7 protein-coding genes and 2 tRNA genes are annotated in these 17,050 nt (G+C 68.3%); 4 read left to right on the top strand and 5 right to left on the bottom strand.

What is annotated here, in order from left to right:
* Nucleotides 1–76: 76 nt before the first annotated feature.
* From ABH933_RS33005 to ABH933_RS32995, 3 genes are all read right to left on the bottom strand, one after another.
* The gene (locus ABH933_RS33005) at nt 77–7,993 is read right to left on the bottom strand and encodes an amino acid adenylation domain-containing protein (protein WP_429421612.1); all 7,917 of its coding nucleotides are present in this window, start codon (nt 7,991–7,993) and stop codon (nt 77–79) included.
* A gap of 506 nt (nt 7,994–8,499) precedes the next feature.
* On the bottom strand, nt 8,500–9,477 hold the full coding sequence (locus ABH933_RS33000; protein ID WP_429421610.1) for a DNA-binding response regulator: 978 nt from the start codon (nt 9,475–9,477) through the stop codon (nt 8,500–8,502).
* 68 nt (nt 9,478–9,545) lie between these two features.
* Nucleotides 9,546–10,418: a M23 family metallopeptidase gene (locus ABH933_RS32995; RefSeq protein WP_429421608.1), complete on the bottom strand. Its 873-nt coding sequence runs from the start codon at nt 10,416–10,418 to the stop codon at nt 9,546–9,548.
* A 461-nt stretch (nt 10,419–10,879) separates the two neighbouring features.
* Here ABH933_RS32995 and ABH933_RS32990 point away from each other — a divergent pair, with 461 nt between their 5' ends.
* Nucleotides 10,880–11,272, top strand: a complete 393-nt coding sequence (locus tag ABH933_RS32990; protein WP_215915819.1) for an SCO5389 family protein — start codon at nt 10,880–10,882, stop codon at nt 11,270–11,272.
* Nucleotides 11,273–11,339: 67 nt separating this feature from the next.
* Here ABH933_RS32990 and ABH933_RS32985 read toward each other — a convergent pair whose 3' ends face one another.
* Together ABH933_RS32985 and ABH933_RS32980 are read right to left on the bottom strand one after the other, a co-directional pair.
* Complete coding sequence (locus ABH933_RS32985) at nt 11,340–12,959, bottom strand: acyl-CoA synthetase (protein WP_429421606.1); 1,620 nt, start codon at nt 12,957–12,959, stop codon at nt 11,340–11,342.
* A gap of 10 nt (nt 12,960–12,969) precedes the next feature.
* The gene (locus ABH933_RS32980) at nt 12,970–14,604 is read right to left on the bottom strand and encodes a long-chain fatty acid--CoA ligase (RefSeq protein ID WP_429421604.1); all 1,635 of its coding nucleotides are present in this window, start codon (nt 14,602–14,604) and stop codon (nt 12,970–12,972) included.
* A 260-nt stretch (nt 14,605–14,864) separates the two neighbouring features.
* Here ABH933_RS32980 and ABH933_RS32975 point away from each other — a divergent pair, with 260 nt between their 5' ends.
* The 3 genes from ABH933_RS32975 (at nt 14,865) to ABH933_RS32965 (ending at nt 16,612) form a co-directional block, all read left to right on the top strand.
* Complete coding sequence (locus ABH933_RS32975) at nt 14,865–16,334, top strand: flavin-containing monooxygenase (protein WP_429421602.1); 1,470 nt, start codon at nt 14,865–14,867, stop codon at nt 16,332–16,334.
* Nucleotides 16,335–16,419: 85 nt separating this feature from the next.
* Nucleotides 16,420–16,492, top strand: a tRNA-Arg gene (locus ABH933_RS32970).
* Nucleotides 16,493–16,542: 50 nt separating this feature from the next.
* Nucleotides 16,543–16,612, top strand: a tRNA-Leu gene (locus tag ABH933_RS32965).
* Nucleotides 16,613–17,050 lie beyond the last annotated feature (438 nt).

The raw sequence follows: 17,050 nt of genomic DNA, 5'->3' as shown, positions 1-17,050 counted from the left end.
GGCCGGAGGGTAACCGCCCGCGGAATCAGACCATTGTCCGGTACAAAGACCGGATGGTCACCCGGTGGGCCTGATTTCAGCCCACCAACTCGTCCAGCACCATAAACGTTTCGGCCGCACCAAAACCAGAGACCGGTTCCGGGCCCCTATCCAGAACCAGTGCCTGCAGATCCTCCAGCGGTTCCGGATCCAGCCGCGCCAGCCCGTCGTGATCGGTGAACAGGTGGGTCACCCATTCCTCGGCCAGCGCCGCCGCGGTGCCCTCGGCGGGCAGCACCATCGAGGCGCCCGCCGCACCGGCCGCCAGGATCTCCAGCAGCGCCGCGAGCGCTCCGGGCGGACCCTGATGGAACGTCCGCGATTCGAAGGTCAGCTCCGTACCCGACCGCAATCCGTCCACGGCCGCGGCCAGCTCGTCATATCCGAGGACCCGGTGCTCGGCGACGAAGGCCGGATCCGTGCCGCGCAGGGCGCCGATCCGATTGGCGTAGGTCACCGGCCGGGCCGACTCGGCGGCGATCTCGGACATGACGGCCGGATCGCTGAGCACCACCCAGTCGATGCCGTCCAGGTGTTCCGCCGGCACCGGCGCGAGCGCCGCGAGCCCGACCTCGATCCCGGGCACGGTGTCCGCCCCGGATGCGGTGGGCAGCACCATATCCGCTCCCACCGGGATCACCGCGGCACCTGCCTTGAGCACCGCCCAGGCGGCGACGGTGGCATCGATCCCGCGGTCCAGCCGCACCGCCACACCCACGCCGGGCCCGCAGCCCCGCCCGATCAGTACCCGCGCCAGCCGCGAGGACCGGGCATCCAGCTCGCGATACGACACCTCGTCGCCGCCGGACACCAGTGCGGGACTGTCGGGATCCTCCTCCACGATCCCCGCGAGGACTTGCGCCAGTGCGGTACCGGTGGACTTGGTCGCGGAGACAGTTGCCGCCGCCGATTCGGTTGCGGCGGGGGCGCTTTCGGCGACTCGCTCATGAGTGAGTGCGCCGTGGGCCGAAGCGCCCGATGCAGCGGCATCGTGCGCGGCACCGTCATCGCCGCCAGCACCCGGCACTACGTCAGCGTCCGGGCCAGCTCCCTGCGGAGCGCGATCGTTCGCGTCAGGACCCTGCGCAATGCCGTCGTGTGCGCCGGCACCTTGCTCAGTGCCGTCGTGTGCAGCGACACCCTGCTCAGTGCCGTCGGCTGCCGCAGCACCCTGTGCTCCAGCGACACACGCGGCAACGCCCTGCTCAGCGCCATCGAGCGCAGCAACGCCCTGTGCGCCACCATCCAGCGCAACATCGTCCCGCGCGACAATGTCATGCGCAGCGCCGTCGAGTGCAGCGCCAACCTCACCATTGGATGTCGGCAGCTCGATCGCCCCGACAACCAGCTCGGGATCGACAGCAACCGCCGTCAGTATCCGCTCGAATCGTTCACCCAACCGCCGGACCGTCGACTCGTCGAAAAGATCCGTGGCATAGGTGAATACCGCGACCAGGTCGGCGGGTGCACCGTCGGCGTCGTAGTGCGGCTCGACGTTCACCTGCAGATCGAACTTCGCCGCGACGGCGTCGGTGTCCACCGCGGCGATGGTCAGGCCGGGCAGCTCGAGGGTGGGCCGCTCGTTGTTCTGGAACGACAGCACGACCTGCAGCAGGCGCTGGGCGGCGAAGGGGTCCGCCCCCGTCGCCACCGCCTCCGCAACCCGCTCGAACGGAATATCGGAGTTCGCGAAGGCGGAAAGGTCGCTCTCGCGGGCCTTGTCGACCAGCGCTGCGAAAGTGTCCGACGCCTCGACCGTGGTCCGCAGCGCGAGCGTATTGACGAACATGCCCACCAGGTCGTCGAGGGCGCGTTCCCCACGCCCCGCGATCGGCGTCCCGATGACGATGTCGGAGGACTCCGCCTGCCCGGTGAGCACGGCGGCCAGCGCCGCGTGCACGACCATGAACAGCGACGAATTGTGTTCGCCCGCAATACGGGTCAGACGCTCGTGGACCGATGCATCCACGGTGAACCCGATGTACGCACCGCGCAGCGAGGGCACGACCGGGCGGGGCCGGTCGGTTGCGAGCCGGGCCGGTGATACCGCGAGCCGATCCCGCCAGTAGTCCAATTGCCGTGCCGCGACGGAATTCTCGTCGCCGTCGTCGCCGATCACCTCGCGCTGCCACACCGCGTAGTCCGCGTACTGGATTTCCAGTGGCGCCCACCCTGGTTGGCCGCCCTGCGTGCGCGCGACGTAGGCGGTCACCAGGTCCCGCGCGAGCGGCGCGAGCGAGGCACCGTCGGCGCTGATGTGGTGCACCACCATCGCCAGCAGGTAGTCGCGGTCCTGTTCCAGCAGCAGGGCCCGCACCGGAACCTCCTGGCTGACATCGAATCCGGTCGACATCAGCGCACCGATCCGCGCGATCGGATCGCCGCCGGATTCGACCGTCAGCCCCGCGGGCAGGGCCTCGGCGGCCGAGAGAATCTGCTGATAGGGCAACCCGCCCAGACCATCCGCGGGATACCGCGTCCGCAACGACTCGTGCCGCTCCAACACATCGCCCACCGCCGCCCGCAACGCCTCCACATCCAGCTCACCGGTCAACCGAATCGCCAACGGAATGTTGTACGACGGCGACTCCGGATCCAGCTGATTGATCACCCACATCCGCTGCTGCGCCAACGACAACGGCAGCAGTCCGGTCCGCGGCGCCGGCGTCAGACGCGGCCGGGCCGTCCCCGCCGCGGCACCTGGCACGATCCGCGCCGCCAACCCCGCTACGGTCGAGGCCTCGAACAATTCCCGCACGGCGGTGTTGGCGTCCAGGGCCTCGTTGACCCGGGCCACCGCCCGCGTGGCAAGCAGCGAATTACCGCCCAGGGCAAAGAAATCGTCGTCCAGACCCACCCGCTCGGCACCCAGCAACCCTGCGAACACATCGGCGACCGCCTGCTCGATCGGCGTGCCCGGCGCGCGGAACGCCACCGCCGAGCCCGCGAACTCCGGCGCGGGGAGCGCCCGGCGATCCAGCTTGCCGTTCGGTGTCAACGGCAACGCCTCGAGCACCATGACGACGTCCGGCACCATGTATGCGGTAAGGAAATCCGCGACCCGGCGCCGCAACTCCGCCGAATCGAGCTCCGAACCGGCCTCGGGCACAACATAACCCACGAGCCGATCGCCGGCGTGCTCATCCGAATGGACTACGACCACCGACTGGCTCACGCCCTCGCAGCGGCCCAACGCACTCTCGATCTCACCGAGCTCGATCCGGAATCCACGCAGCTGTACCTGCTGATCGCCACGCCCGGCGTACTCGAGCGCCGCCTCGCCCTCGAATCCCGCCCAGCGGCCGAGATCACCGGTGCGGTACATCCGAGAACCGGGCTCCCCGAACGGATTCGCCACGAACCGCGTAGCGGCCAGGCCGGGCCGGCCCAGGTAGCCCCGTGTCAGCTGCTTGCCCGCGATGTAGATCTCACCGGCCACACCCACCGGTGCGGCGTGCAGCCGGTCGTCCAGCACATATCCCTCGAGGCCGGGCAGCGCCCGGCCGATCACACTGGCCGGAATATCGGCCGAGCGCTCGTCGACCGCGAAGAACGTGGCGAACACGGTGGTTTCGGTGGGACCGTACCCGTTCATCACCTGCGGGGCGTCGGGCGCGTGCCGGTCGTACCAGCGCTGCAGCTGCTGCAGATCCAACGACTCGCCACCGAGCACGGCATAGCGCAGCGCGAGATCGCCCACACCGTTACCGCTTTCGCCCTCGGTCGCGGACTGCGCGGTCCGGTCGGCCTCGGCGAGCTGATAGAACGCCGAGGGCGTCTGGCTCAGCACGGTCACCCGCTCGCGAATCAGCAGTTCCCGGAACAACTCCGGCGACCGCGACGTCAGGTAGTCGACCATCACCACGGTGCCGCCATTGGCCAGCGCGCACCACAACTCCCACACCGAGAAGTCGAACGCGTACGAATGGAACTGCGTCCACACGTCGGTGTCACGGAAATCGAACAGAGACTGCGTGTTCGCGAACAGCTCGAGCACGGTGGCGTGCGGCACCGCGACCGCCTTGGGCACGCCCGTGGACCCGGACGTGTAGATCACATACGCCAGGTTCTGCGGGCGCAGCGGGGAGACGCGATCGGCGTCCTCGACCGCCGCGTCGTCGAAGCTCTCGCAATCCTCGAGCAGCAGGACCGGAACATCCGTGTCCGGCAGCGCCTCCCGTGCCTGCGAGGTCGTCAGCACGCATGCGGGGTTCGCATCGGTGAGCATGAACTCGAGCCGCTGCGCCGGGAGGGTGGTATCGATCGGCAGATATCCCGCGCCGGCGACCAGCACACCGAGCAGGGCAACCGCCAGCTCCTCGGTGCGCGGCATCGCCACCGCCACCAGCGTTTCCGGCCCCACTCCCCGTTCGATCAGCGCCCGGGCCACCCGATTCGCCCCGCGCTGCAGCTCATCGAAGCTCAGCACCAGATCGGAGTATCGGATCGCCGCCGCGTCGGGGTGGCGCCGCCACTGCTCGGCGATCAGCTCCGGCACCGTCAGCGGCGGCACCAGCACTCCGGGCGAATTCCATTCGTGCAGAACCAGTTCCTGCTCGCCCGGGGCGAGCACGTCGATATCACCGACGACGACGGCCGCATCGGCCGCGACCGCCGCCAGCACCCGCCCGAACCGGGCGGCGAAGTCCCGCACCGTGGCCTCGTCGAACAGATCGGTCGCATAGGTGAACGACGCCGCCATGCCCTGCGCCTCGCCCTGATCGTCGAGCTGTTCGCCCAGCGTCAGCTGCAGATCGAATTTCGACAGGGCGGTATCGAATTCCGGCACGGACACGGACAGATCCGGCAGCTCGAACCGCGGCTGCGCCAAATTCTGGAAGCTCAGCATCACCTGGAAGAGCGGATGCCGTGCCGTCGAGCGCACCGGCTCGAGCAGTTCCACCAGCCGCTCGAACGGCACGTCGGCATGCCCGAACGCCGCGATATCGGAGGCCCGCACCGCGGTGAGCAGCTCCCCGAACGGCACGCCGGGATCCACCGGGGACCGCAACACCAGCGTGTTCACGAACATCCCGATCAGCTCGTCGAGATCCGCCTCGCCACGCCCCGCGATCGGGGTGCCCACCGCGATGTCCCGCGAACCGGACAACCGCGCCAGCAATACCGCCAGGGCGGCGTGCACGACCATGAACAACGTCGCATTGTGTTCCTGCGCAACCCGGTTCAGCCCGGCGTGCACCTCGGCGGAAATCCCGAATGCGAAGGCGGCGCCCTCGTTGGACGAGACGACCGGGCGCGGAGAATCCATCGGCAGCTCCAGCTGCTCGGGCAGCCCCGCCAACTCGCTACGCCAGAACGCGATCTGCCGCGCGAGCAGCGACTCCGGATCCTCTTCGGCCCCCAGCACCTCCCGCTGCCACAGCGCGTAGTCCGCATACTGCACATCCAGCGGCGCCCATCCCGGCTCGCTGCCCCGCGCGCGCTCCACATAGGCGGTCATCAGGTCCCGGGTGAGCGGGCCCATCGAAAAGCCGTCCCCCGCAATATGATGCACGACGCACACCAGCACGAACTCTCCGGTCGCGACCTCCACGTCCGTCGTTTCGGGCTCGTCGTTCGCACCGGAGGACCACACCAGCGACAGCCCGCCCCCGTAACCGTCCCGGGCCTTCGCCTCGCCCAGACCTGTCCGGCCGGACGAACCGCCGATCCCCGCAGACCGTTCCGGCGCGGCAGCGGCGGCCCCGACCCGAATCAGTCGCAGCCGGACGGGTGGTTCGGCGGTCACATCGAACCCCTCCGTAACCACCCGCGCCACCAACTCGAGCACACCGGCCTCATCGGACTCCACCACCGAAAGCTCCGGCACCGCACGCACATCCGACATCGGCAGCACCACCTGCCGGCCCTCGCCATCCACCTCCGGATACACCGTGCGCAACACCTCGTGCCGCGTCACCACATCCCGTACCGCCGCACGCAACGCATCGACATCCAATCGGCCCGACAACCGGACGGCGACAGGAATGTTGTTCACCGCGCTACCGGGATCGAACCTGTTCAGGAACCACATCCGCTGCTGCGCATACGACAACGGCACCCGATCCGGCCGCTCCATCGCCCGCAACTGCTGCCCCGCGGCCGAATCCGCGTAGCGCTCGACCCGCTCGGCGAGGGCGGACACCGTCGCCGCCTCGAAGAGCAGCTGTACCGGCACGCGCACATCCAGCGCCGACCCGATCCGCGCCGCGGCCTGCGCCGCCAGCAGCGAGTTGCCGCCCAGTTCGAAGAAGTCGTCGTCGGCGCCCACGCGCCCGTGTCCCTCTGCGCCCGCCGGAATCAGCAACGCGGCGAACACCTCCGCGACGACCTCCTCCGCGGGTGTGGACGGCGCCCGGAACTCGCGGGTGGCGAACTCGGGCTCGGGCAGCCGGGCTCGGTCGAGCTTGCCGATGGGCGAGAGCGGAATCTCGTCCAGCACGATGATCGTCGTCGGAATCATGTATGCGGGCAACGACTTCGAGATGAACTCGACGAGTTCGCCGGTGTCCACCGTGGATGCGGGCCGGGGCAGCACGTACGACACCAGCGTGGTCACGCCCGAGGGCAGCACCTTGCCGAGGGTGACCGCGTAGTCGAGATCGGGGTGGGCGGTGAGCGCGTTGTCGATCTCGCCCAGCTCGATCCGGAATCCGCGCACCTTCACCTGGAAGTCCGAGCGGCCCAGGAATTCGATGGAACCGTCGGATTCGTTGCGGCGCACCAGATCACCCGTCCGGTACAGACGGGTGCCGGGCTGTCCGGCGTCGGCGCCGAACGGGCTGGCCACGAAACGGCCGGCCGTCAGGCCGGGACGCCCGAGGTACCCCTGCGCCAGCACCTGCCCGGACAGATACAGCTCGCCGACCACACCGGCCGGCACCGGCCGCAGCCGCGAGTCCAGCACGAACGCCCCGATACCCGTGATGGGAGCGCCGATGGTGATCGGCTCGCCGGGCTGCAGTGCGCCACTGGCGGTATCCAGGATGGTGGCCTCGGTGGGCCCGTAGGTGTTGTAGAACGCCCGCCCGTCGCGCGCCCACCGGCCGACCAGCTCCGGACCGAAACGATCGCCGATGACCGCCACCACCGCGAGGGTGTCCAGGCCCGCGGGATCCACCGATTCCAGCGCGCCGGGGGTGATCAGCATGTGCGTAACCCGCTCGCGCGCAATCAGATCCGCCAGCTCGAACCCGCCGAACACCTTCGGCGGCGACACCACCAGCGTCGCACCCGAGGAGAACGCCAGCATCAGCTCGAGCACCGACACGTCGAAGTTCGGCGAGCAGATGTGCATGACGCGCGAATCGCCGCCCACGCCGAAGTGTTCGCGCATCGCGTTGACCACCGTGGCCAGGCCGGTGTGGGTGACGACGACGCCCTTGGGCCGCCCGGTGGAGCCGGAGGTGTAGATGACGTAGGCGGGGTGCTGCTCGGTGAGCAGGCGCACCCGGTCGGTGTACGAGATCGGGTGCGAGGCGCGCACCGCGATGCCCTCGGCGACCTCCGGTTCGTCGAGCTCGAGCCACGGCACACCGTCGCCCAGCGCCCCGCGATCGGCGACGGTGGTCAGGCCCAGCACCGCGCCCGAATCGGCGATCATGTGCGCGATCCGGTCGGCCGGATAGGCCGGATCGACGGGGACGTAGGCCGCACCGGTCTTGGCGATCGCCCAGACCGCCAGCACCGACTCGATCGACCGCCCGATGCCGATCGCCACGATGTCGCCGGGGCCGATGCCGCGCTCGATCAGCTCGCGGGCCAGCCGGGAGGACGCCTCGTCGAATTCGCGATAGGTCAGCTCGCGGGCGTGCGCGGAATCTCCGGTCGGATTCGACCGGATGGCCACCGTCTCGGCGGCCGATTCCACGGCGGCCGTGAGTATCTGGCCGAATAGTGGGTTACCGGAGCGCCGGCGACGACTTCCACGCACGGGACGACGGACAGTATCCATTCGAGTGCTCTAACCTCTCGAGTTCGGCAAGGGCCGCGCGGCCGCACACGGTCGGCACACCCTGCAACGCGGTCCGGGCAATCGTAATCGGGCGGGTCACGAGCCGGTTCGGCCGCATGAGCACCCTCATGTCATCGGTACGAGAGTGCCCCTATGTTTCATGCAAAGGCGAACCGGTTACGCCGAATAACATGTCGATTCGGCTATAAGAGCAGGTCGGAACGGGGAATTCTCAGCGATTTCACAGGTGGACCGGGGCATTTCGGGCACAGACGCCCTGCGTCAAATTCTCGATAGCGAATACGCATTTCTTCGATAGCGAATGCACATTGAATGTCCTTCCTCGGACCGTCGCGCACCCGATGCATCATCGCCCGCACGTTCACCTACCGGACGGTCGACCACCTCGCCGCCATCCGCATGCGAGGCATCGTCACGCCACGCGTCCACATACCCGGGCGGCCGACCGCATCCCCACGGCCGCCCGCGCCCGCACATCCCCTCGCCTACAGCCAGCCGCGGCGAATGGCCTGCACCCCGGCCTGGAATCGCGTGCTCGCGCCGAGCCGTTCGAGCAGACTTGCGGTGCGCCGCACGACGGTGCGCCGGGACATGCCCAGACGTCTCGCGATGGTGTCGTCGGTGGCGCCCAGGCCCATCAGGGTCAGGATCGCGCGGTCGCGCTCGTCGAGCGGTTCGCTCGGGTTCACCGAGATCGGCGCGGACATCGACCACAGCACGTCGAAGGTGCGCAGCATCAGATCCAGCGTCGGCGACGCCTCGATCCGCAGGCCCATCGGATCTCCGCGCCGCTCGTCGTTGTGCAGCATGATCGCGGCGCGCTCACCGTCGGCGATGATCACCTTCAGCGGCGGATCGGGCAGCGTGCGAGCCTGCGCGCCGTTCGCCGTGATCGACAGCGCGTGCCGCAGCCGGTCCGGATCCTGATAGATGGTGTCCTGATACAGCACCTGATAACGCACGCCGGCCGCGATGCGCGCGGACTTGAGCTCGAACAGCCGCTCGCCCCGCTCCGAATCGCAGACGTACGGCCCCCGCTCGACCATCCGCACATTCTTGGTGGCGCCGGCCTGCAGATCCTCGAATTCGGCTATGAGCTCGCGGGTTTCGTACATCGGCACGATGACGCCCTCGCCGCGCCCGGACCGGCGCACCGAGCGGAACGTCTCGCCCAGTCGTGCCGCGGCCGCGTGCATGCTCGCGGTATCGTGCTGGCGGCGGCGAGCCTCGGCCTCCGACAACGCCTCCGGCGCATGGGCGTCCCAGACGGCGCCCGTGCCGCCGTCGAGGCGGACCGCGGCCTGCATCTCACACAGCCGCTCCAGGGCGGCCTGGATCAGCTCCGGCGGGCATTCCAGCTCCACCGCCAGCTCGGCCAGCGTGGCTCGGGGATGCTGCACCAGGGCGGCATACGTGCGCCCGAAAAGCGATCCCGCATCGAACAATTCGTGGACATCGGCCACCCGGCCATTCCCTCCGGCACCGCCCCCGACAACCGCGAGGCGTGCCCGCGCACGTACGGCACCCACGACTACTGCCCCGCTCCCCACGACTGCGCTTGTAATACGACACCCTTACTCGCCAAATAGGGTTCGGGGTCGACCTTGTGGCCGGCCGCGTCCCAGATCTCGAGGTGCAGATGCGGCCCGGTGGAATCGCCGCGGTTGCCGACGGTGGCGATCTCGTCGCCGGTCCGCACCCGCTGGCCCTCGTGCACGAGGATCTGGTTGACGTGCCCGTAGACCGCGGTCGTCCCGTCGTCCTGCCGGACCCGCACCCACAGCCCGAAGCCCTGCGCGGGGCCGGCCTGAATCACCGTGCCGTTCTCGACGGATTCGATCGGGGTGCCGATCGGGTCGGCGAAATCGACGCCGTAGTGGAACACTCCCCAGCGCGGGCCGAAGCCGGAGGTCAGCTGGCCGGCGACGGGGCGCACCGCCTGCCGCATGGGGGCGGCGGGTGCGGCCTGCTGCTGCAGGCCCTTGATCACCTGCTCCGCGTGCGACAGCGGGCCCGCCACGTCCGGCGGCAGATTCCGCAGGCCGAACGGGGCCGGGTCGGCGAGCGCGTCGACCGGCGCCGCCGCGGGTGCGGCAGTGGACTTTTCGAGCGGCACGCGGGCCGGAGCGGCCTGCGCGGCCGTCTCCGCCGGACCGGACGCGGTCTTCAGGGCGATGGTGTCGGCGTTGTTCGAGCCGCCGGAGGCGGGCAGCAGCGGAGCGGCGTGGGCGAGCTGAGCGGCGGTGCCGACCAGGGCGCCGGTCGCGACGGCCGCGGTGGCCGCCAGCCGCATGCGGTCTCCGGCGCGAGGCTCGGCTCGATGCCTGGTCGACCGACCGGCGATACCGTCCCCGAGCAGGTCCCTGACCGAAATAGAACTCGAGGTCTCTCGGTGCTGCGGCATGGTTCGTCCTAGCGTCGATCAACATGTGCCGATACCGACCGGCACCCATGAAGACAAACCTTCAATTGGGTAACGATTCAATATCGTTGTGACGGAAACTGTACTCTGCCGTGATCAATTCGCAACCTCTTGTTCGATAAGCGCAGGTGAGAGCACAATTACCGGAATCATATCCTCGTAATTCAGCGAGAGGCCACGACCCCCCGGCCGCCGAGGCCGAACGCCCCACGGCACGTCCGCCGGCGCGGTCACGATCACCATCCCGACGATGCAGCCCGGCCGCACGACAATGCCTCGGGGTGACCCACGCCGGAGCAGTCGATAACGCTCGCAGCCGATCTGGACCCCCCGGCGGCGAAAGCCACTCTGAAAAAAGCACTTTCGTACCGAATTAGGGGTTATTGACAACGTTTGTCGTTTAGACTTGGCTGGTCCATCCGCCATCCCACGAGGAGAGCGTTATGTCACTCGACGTCCCAGCCGCACTGCTCGAACGCGCCGAAGCCGGTGAAGTCAGCGACGAAGAATTCGTCGAATGTGTCCGCAACTCGCTGCCCTACGCCTACGAGGTAGTCAGCCGCGTTGCCGCCGATCTGCGGTCCGGCACAGCCGAATTCGCCGACAACCAGGTCCCCCCGCCGGACGAGACGGCCCGCGGCCAACTGCTGCGCGCCATGGCCTCCGATTCCATCCGCGGCGGCCTGGAGCGGCACTTCGGTATCAAGCTGGCGTTCCAGAACTGCCACCGGGTAGCGGCCTTCCCGATCGCGTCGGTCGGCGGCGAGACCTACACCAGGTTCATCTCCACCCGCGCCCAACTGCTGAACCAGAGCCCGGAGCTGCGTAACTGCTGATGCCGGAACGAGATCTGGTGCGGGCGTTTCCCTTCCGCCCGCACCGAATCCCGGCCGATCGGAAAATCTAGAGCTCCTGCAGGACTCGCTTGAGGATCTTGCCGGTGGGGTTGCGCGGCAGCTCCTCGAGGAAGACCACTTCGCGGGGCACCTTGTAGCGGGCCAGGCCTGCTCGCACAACGGATTTCACCTCGTCTTCGGTGAGGTGTGCGCCGTCGTCGAGTACGACGAAGGCCCGCAATCGCATGCCGAAGTCGTCGTCGGGCACACCGATGACGGCCGCTTCGCGAATACCGCTATGCGCGTTGAGCAGCTCCTCCACCTCGGCGGGGAAGACGTTCTCCCCGCCGGAGACGATCATGTCGTCGTCGCGGCCGTCGATGAAAAGCCTTCCCGCCAGGTCGAAATGGCCCAGATCGCCCGAGGACATCAGCTTGCCGATGCGTTCCTTGCCGCCGCCACCGGTGTAGCCCTCGAACTGAATCGCGTTGCCCACGAAGATGCGTCCGGTGCGGCCCGCGGGCAGCTCGTTGCCCGCCGCGTCGAGTATCTTCACCACCGCGCCCAGCATGGGCGCGCCGACGCAGCCCGGCTCGGCCGCCAGATCCGTTGGGGTCGCGACGGTTGCATAGGCGACCTCGGTGGACCCGTACAGGTTGTAGACCACCGGGCCGAACAGCGCCGTCACGCGGCGGCACAGATCCGCGCCCAGCTGGGACCCCGCGACGAAGATAATGCGCAGCGCCGACAGGTCGCGCGCGGCGAACTCGGACGGGTCGAGTTCGGCTAGGCGCGCGAGCATCACGGGCACCGCGATCAACGCCGTCGCGCGGTGCCGGGACATGCTGTCCAGCACCCGCATCGGGTCGAACCGGCGCCGGATCACCAGCGTCGATCCGAATCCGACGGCCAGCATCGCCATCCCGAAGCCGAGCGTATGAAACAGCGGCGCAGGGCATTCGGTGACCTCGCGCGTACGGAAGGGCACCTTGCTCAGGATCGCGCCGAGCGGCTCCAGCGACCGCGGCTCCGGGTGCTGGGCACCCTTCGGGGTTCCGGTCGTACCGCTGGTCAGCAGCACCACCCTCGCACCGATGCCCGGAATCGGCGGCGCCGCGGGCGATCCCGCGGCGATCAGCGATTCGAGGGTGCCGGTGTCCCGGGTGTCGGTCCAGGCCCGGTAGGCGCCGCGGCGCGGGCTCAGATCGCCGAGTATCGACTCGTACTCCTCGTCGTACACCAGCAGATCCACCCGCTCGCGCGCGGCCACGTCACTCAGCTGCGGACCACCGAAATCGGTGTTCAGCATGATGATTCGCGCACCGCACTTGGCGGCGGCGAAGACCGCGTCCAGCAGCCCGCGATGATTGCGCGCCAGGATCGCCACGCCCTCGCCCGCACGCAGGCCCCGCCGGCGCCACTGATTCGCCAGCCGGTTGGAGCGATCGTCGAGTTCGGTGTAGCTCAGCGTGCCCAGCTCATCGATCAGCGCGGCCCGATCGCCGTGCCGCGCCGCCGAGAGCCGGAGCGCCGCGGGCATCGCCCCGTAGCGCAGCAGGGCATTGCCCGCCGACAGCAGCGTCGCCGGCGAGTCGATGCCCACCACCCCACTGACGGCGCACAGCCACAGACATTCCAGCTCGGCCCAGGCTCGCGCCCCGAGTGCGCGCAGCAGTCCCACCGTCATGGGTACACCTCTACAGGGTGACGACCTTCAGGGCACCTTCGGCGTACTGCGCCCGCAAACGCTTCTTGTCGAACTTGCCCACGCTCGTCTTGGGGATCTCCTCGACGAACGTCCAGCGTTCGGGTAGCTGCCATTTGGCGAACTTGTCGGCGAGGAAGTCCCGCAGCTCGGCGGGCTCGACGCTGGCGCCGTCCTTGAGCACGATCGCCACCATCGGGCGCTCGTCCCACTTTTCGTCGGGCACGCCGATCACCGAGGCCTCCGCGACGGCCGGGTGACCGACCATCGCATTCTCCAGGTCGACCGAGGAGATCCATTCGCCGCCGGACTTGATCACGTCCTTGGAGCGGTCGACGAGGGTCAGATAGCCGTTGGCGCTGATGTGGCCGACGTCGCCGGTGCGCAGCCAGCCCTGGTCGAACTTGTCAGCATCGATCGCAGTGCCCTCGGGCGAATAGTACGAGCCGGTAATCCAGGCGCCGCGAACCTCCAGCTCGCCCAGCGCCTTTCCGTCGTTGGGCAGCACCGTGCCGTCGTCGGCGACGATCCGCGCCTGCACGCCGGCCGGGAATCGGCCCTGAGTGCAACGGTATTCCCAGGCCTCTTCGCCCGTAACGCCTTTCGGCGGATGCGCAATGCTGCCGAGCGGTGAGGTCTCGGTCATGCCCCAGGCGTGCAGGAGCTTGACGCCGTACTTGTCCTGGAAGGCGCGCATCATCGAGGGCGGGAGCGCGGAACCGCCGACCACGCACGTGCGCAGATGCGAGATGTCCTGCGGATGCGCATCGAGCCCGGCCAGCACACCGCCCCAGATGGTCGGCACCGCGGCGGCGAAGGTGGGGCGCACCGCGGCCATCATCTCGAGCAACGGGCCGGGCTGCAGGAAGCGATCGGGCATCAGCACGCTCGCGCCCGACATCATGGCCGCATAGGGGATGCCCCACGCGTTGGCGTGGAACAGCGGCACGATCGCCAGCACCAGGTCCTGGTCGTTGAAGCCCATGCTCATCGGCGCGATCACCTGCATGGCGTGCAGCCAGTTGGAGCGGTGCGAGTAGACGACGCCCTTGGGGTCGCCGGTGGTGCCGGACGTGTAGCACATGCCCGCCGGGGAGCGCTCGTCCAGAATCGGGTAGTCGTAGGTATCCGGTTGTGCGGCAAGGAGTTCGGTATAGGAATGCACCTGCACGCCGGCGGGGGCGGACAGGGAGGCGGGGTCGCCGTTGGCGACGATGACGTGGCGCACGGTCTTCAGATTCGGCAGGTACTGGGCGAACATCGGCACCAGCGAGCCGTCGACGATCACCACCTGGTCCTCGGCGTGATTGGCCACGAACACCAACTGCTCGGGGAACAGCCGGATATTGAGCGCGTGCAGCACCGCGCCCATCGCCGGCACGCCCGCATAGGCGACCATGTGCTCGGTGTTGTTCCACATGAACGTGGCCACCCGGTCGCCCACGCCGATCCCCAGCGAGCTCAGCGCATTGGCCAGGCGCGCCGCGTCGGCGCCCATCTCACGGTAGGTCGAGGTGCGCACGCCGTCCCCGGTCCACGTCGAGATCGTGGCATCACCGTGGAAACTGGCGGCATACCGCAGCAATGTCGCCAGTGATAGCTGCTCGTCCTGCATCGTGCTCAACATCCGACCGCCACTCCTTAACAACCCGTGAACGAAGTCACACCTGCCGTGAGAATAGCCCACGGCGGACGGCGTCGTAATTGAGCGAACTATAGTTAGCAATCTTCGCCGCGCACCGCGGGAACTGCGCAAACATACACATCGGCCGACCTGCGCCGAACCGGCCGCAACCGTCGGAAGCGTCCGGCGGATCTGGCCGAAAATACCGATTCAATGTCCGGCGTTCTCCTAGAAACGCAGGTCCACGCGCCTAACCTGAGGACATGACTCGCACGCCGTCCATCATCATCATCGGAGCCGGATTCGCCGGGCTCGGCATGGCGCTCGAGCTGCGGCGCGCCGGGCTGGGCAACTTCACGATCCTGGAGAAGGCCGCGGACCTGGGTGGCGTCTGGCGCGAGAACACCTACCCCGGCGCCGCCTGCGACGTGCCCTCGCCGCTGTACTCGTGGTCCTTCGAGCCGAAATCCGATTGGCCGCGGCGCTTTTCGCAACAGGCCGACATCCACGAGTACATGCGCGCCGTGGCGAACAAGCACGATCTGGCGACCAGCATCCGCTTCGGCACCGAGGTCACCGACGCGGAATTCGATGAGCGGCAAGGCATTTGGCAGGTTCGCACCGCGGACGGCGAAACCCTGACCGCGGATGTCCTCATCCCCGCGGTGGGCCAGCTGTCCCGTCCGGCGATGCCCGCGATACCCGGCATCGACACCTTCGCCGGGGCCGCTTTCCACTCCGCCGAGTGGGATCACGGCGTCGATCTCGCGGGCAAGCGGGTGGCGTGCATCGGCACGGGAGCCAGTGCCATCCAATACATTCCGGCCATCGCTCCGAAGGTCGCGCACCTGACGCTGTTCCAGCGCTCGGCTGCGTGGGTGCTGCCGAAGTTCGACACGCAGTACACCGCGGCGCATCACGCACTGTTCGAGTACTTCCCGCCGAGCCGCTGGGCCGAACGATTCGCGATCTGGACGTTCTTCGAGGTGATGGCGCTGGCGCTGACCGACTTACCGGCGATCAAGGCGCCGGTGGTCGCCATCGCGGATCGTCATCGCGCGCAACAGGTTCCCGATCCCGAACTGCGCCGCAAGCTCACGCCGGACTACGCGGCGGGCTGCAAGCGCGGGCTGTTCTCCAACGAATACTTTCCCGCGCTGACCCGGACCAACGTCGCGGTGGAGACCGCCGCCATCGAGGCCGTCACCCCGGCGGGCATTCGCACGGCCGACGGCGTCGACCACGAGGTCGACGTCATCATCTACGGCACCGGATTCAAGGGCACCGAATTCCTTGCGCCGATGAACATCTACGGCCGCGGCGGCCGCAAACTCGCCGATGTCTGGTCGCCCGAGGGCGCCCGCGCCTACCTGGGGATGTCGGTGCCCGAGTTCCCGAACCTGTTCCTGATGTACGGCCCGAACACCAACGTCGGCTCCGGCTCGATCATCTACATGCTCGAATCCCAGGCCCGCTACATCCGCCAGATCGTGCAGTACCTTACCGGCCGCCCCGGCCACGCCCTGTCGGCCCGCCCCACCGCCGAGCACTCCTGGGACGACTGGCTGCAGCGCCGCCTGAAGGACACCCCCTGGAACTTCTGCTCGAGCTGGTACCGCAACGCCTCGGGCCGCATCACCAACAACTGGCCCGGCGCCACGGCCCTGTTCCGCTGGAAAACACGGAAGTTCACCCCCACCGACTACGACGAATCGATAGCCCCCACCCGGTAACCGGGCCCCGCACCGGAGAGATGCCACAGATCCCACCCACACCAGGTAGACTCCGCCCGAGCCCGTTGCCACCCGGCATCGGCCGGCCTCAGTAGCTCAGGGGATAGAGCAACCCTCTCCTAAAGGGTAGGTCGCAGGTTCGATTCCTGCCTGGGGCACCTAAAGGCTCCGCCCATGCCCTAAAGCGCAGGTCGCAGGTTCGATTCCTGCCTGGGGCACCTAAAGGCTCCGCCCATGCCCTAAAGCGCAGGTCGCAGGTTCGATTCCTGCCGGGGGCGCTCGACATGCGCCGCATTTTCGCAAGTCAAAGGCGTTCCATCACAGCAACACCGAACAGTCGCAGCGGAAGACCGCAGGCCACGTGCCGCAGATTCGCACCCATGGGGGTTGCGACAGCTGACACCGCAGGTCGGCGAGTTGCCCGGTTCTGCCGCTCGCGCCGGCGGTCTGCCGTCGCCGCTGTCTGCGTGTATCGACAGGCGCTGAGAGGGGTCGAGCGGCGGGCTCGCGCGGTGCGGCTCGCATGAAGCACACCGGGTAGGTCGCCCGCGAACCGTCAGAGGTGTCGGGGGCTGGGAGATCAACTGTGTGGCGGACCGATTCCAATCGAGACGACATTCGTGGGGGGCGAACACCTTGCCGCTCGTTATCTAGTTGGGTAACTTGTTACCTGTGCGAATAAGAAGCGAGCCGATCAGTCCTACGGCGGCGGCTCG

This window comes from Nocardia sp. GP40 (assembly GCF_050434125.1).
Taxonomy (GTDB): Bacteria; Actinomycetota; Actinomycetes; order Mycobacteriales; family Mycobacteriaceae; genus Nocardia; species Nocardia albiluteola.
Note: the sequence above shows the minus strand (reverse complement) of the source record. Positions and strands in the feature narration are given on the sequence as shown.

Excerpts from the sequence above, each read along its gene's own strand:
- ABH933_RS33005 (WP_429421612.1), bottom strand. The coding sequence starts at position 7,993 with ATGGATACTGTCCGTCGTCCCGTGCGTGGAAGTCGTCGCCGGCGCTCC.
- ABH933_RS32995 (WP_429421608.1), bottom strand. The coding sequence starts at position 10,418 with ATGCCGCAGCACCGAGAGACCTCGAGTTCTATTTCGGTCAGGGACCTG.
- ABH933_RS32990 (WP_215915819.1), top strand. The coding sequence starts at position 10,880 with ATGTCACTCGACGTCCCAGCCGCACTGCTCGAACGCGCCGAAGCCGGT.
- ABH933_RS32985 (WP_429421606.1), bottom strand. The coding sequence starts at position 12,959 with ATGACGGTGGGACTGCTGCGCGCACTCGGGGCGCGAGCCTGGGCCGAG.
- ABH933_RS32980 (WP_429421604.1), bottom strand. The coding sequence starts at position 14,604 with ATGTTGAGCACGATGCAGGACGAGCAGCTATCACTGGCGACATTGCTG.
- ABH933_RS32975 (WP_429421602.1), top strand. The coding sequence starts at position 14,865 with ATGACTCGCACGCCGTCCATCATCATCATCGGAGCCGGATTCGCCGGG.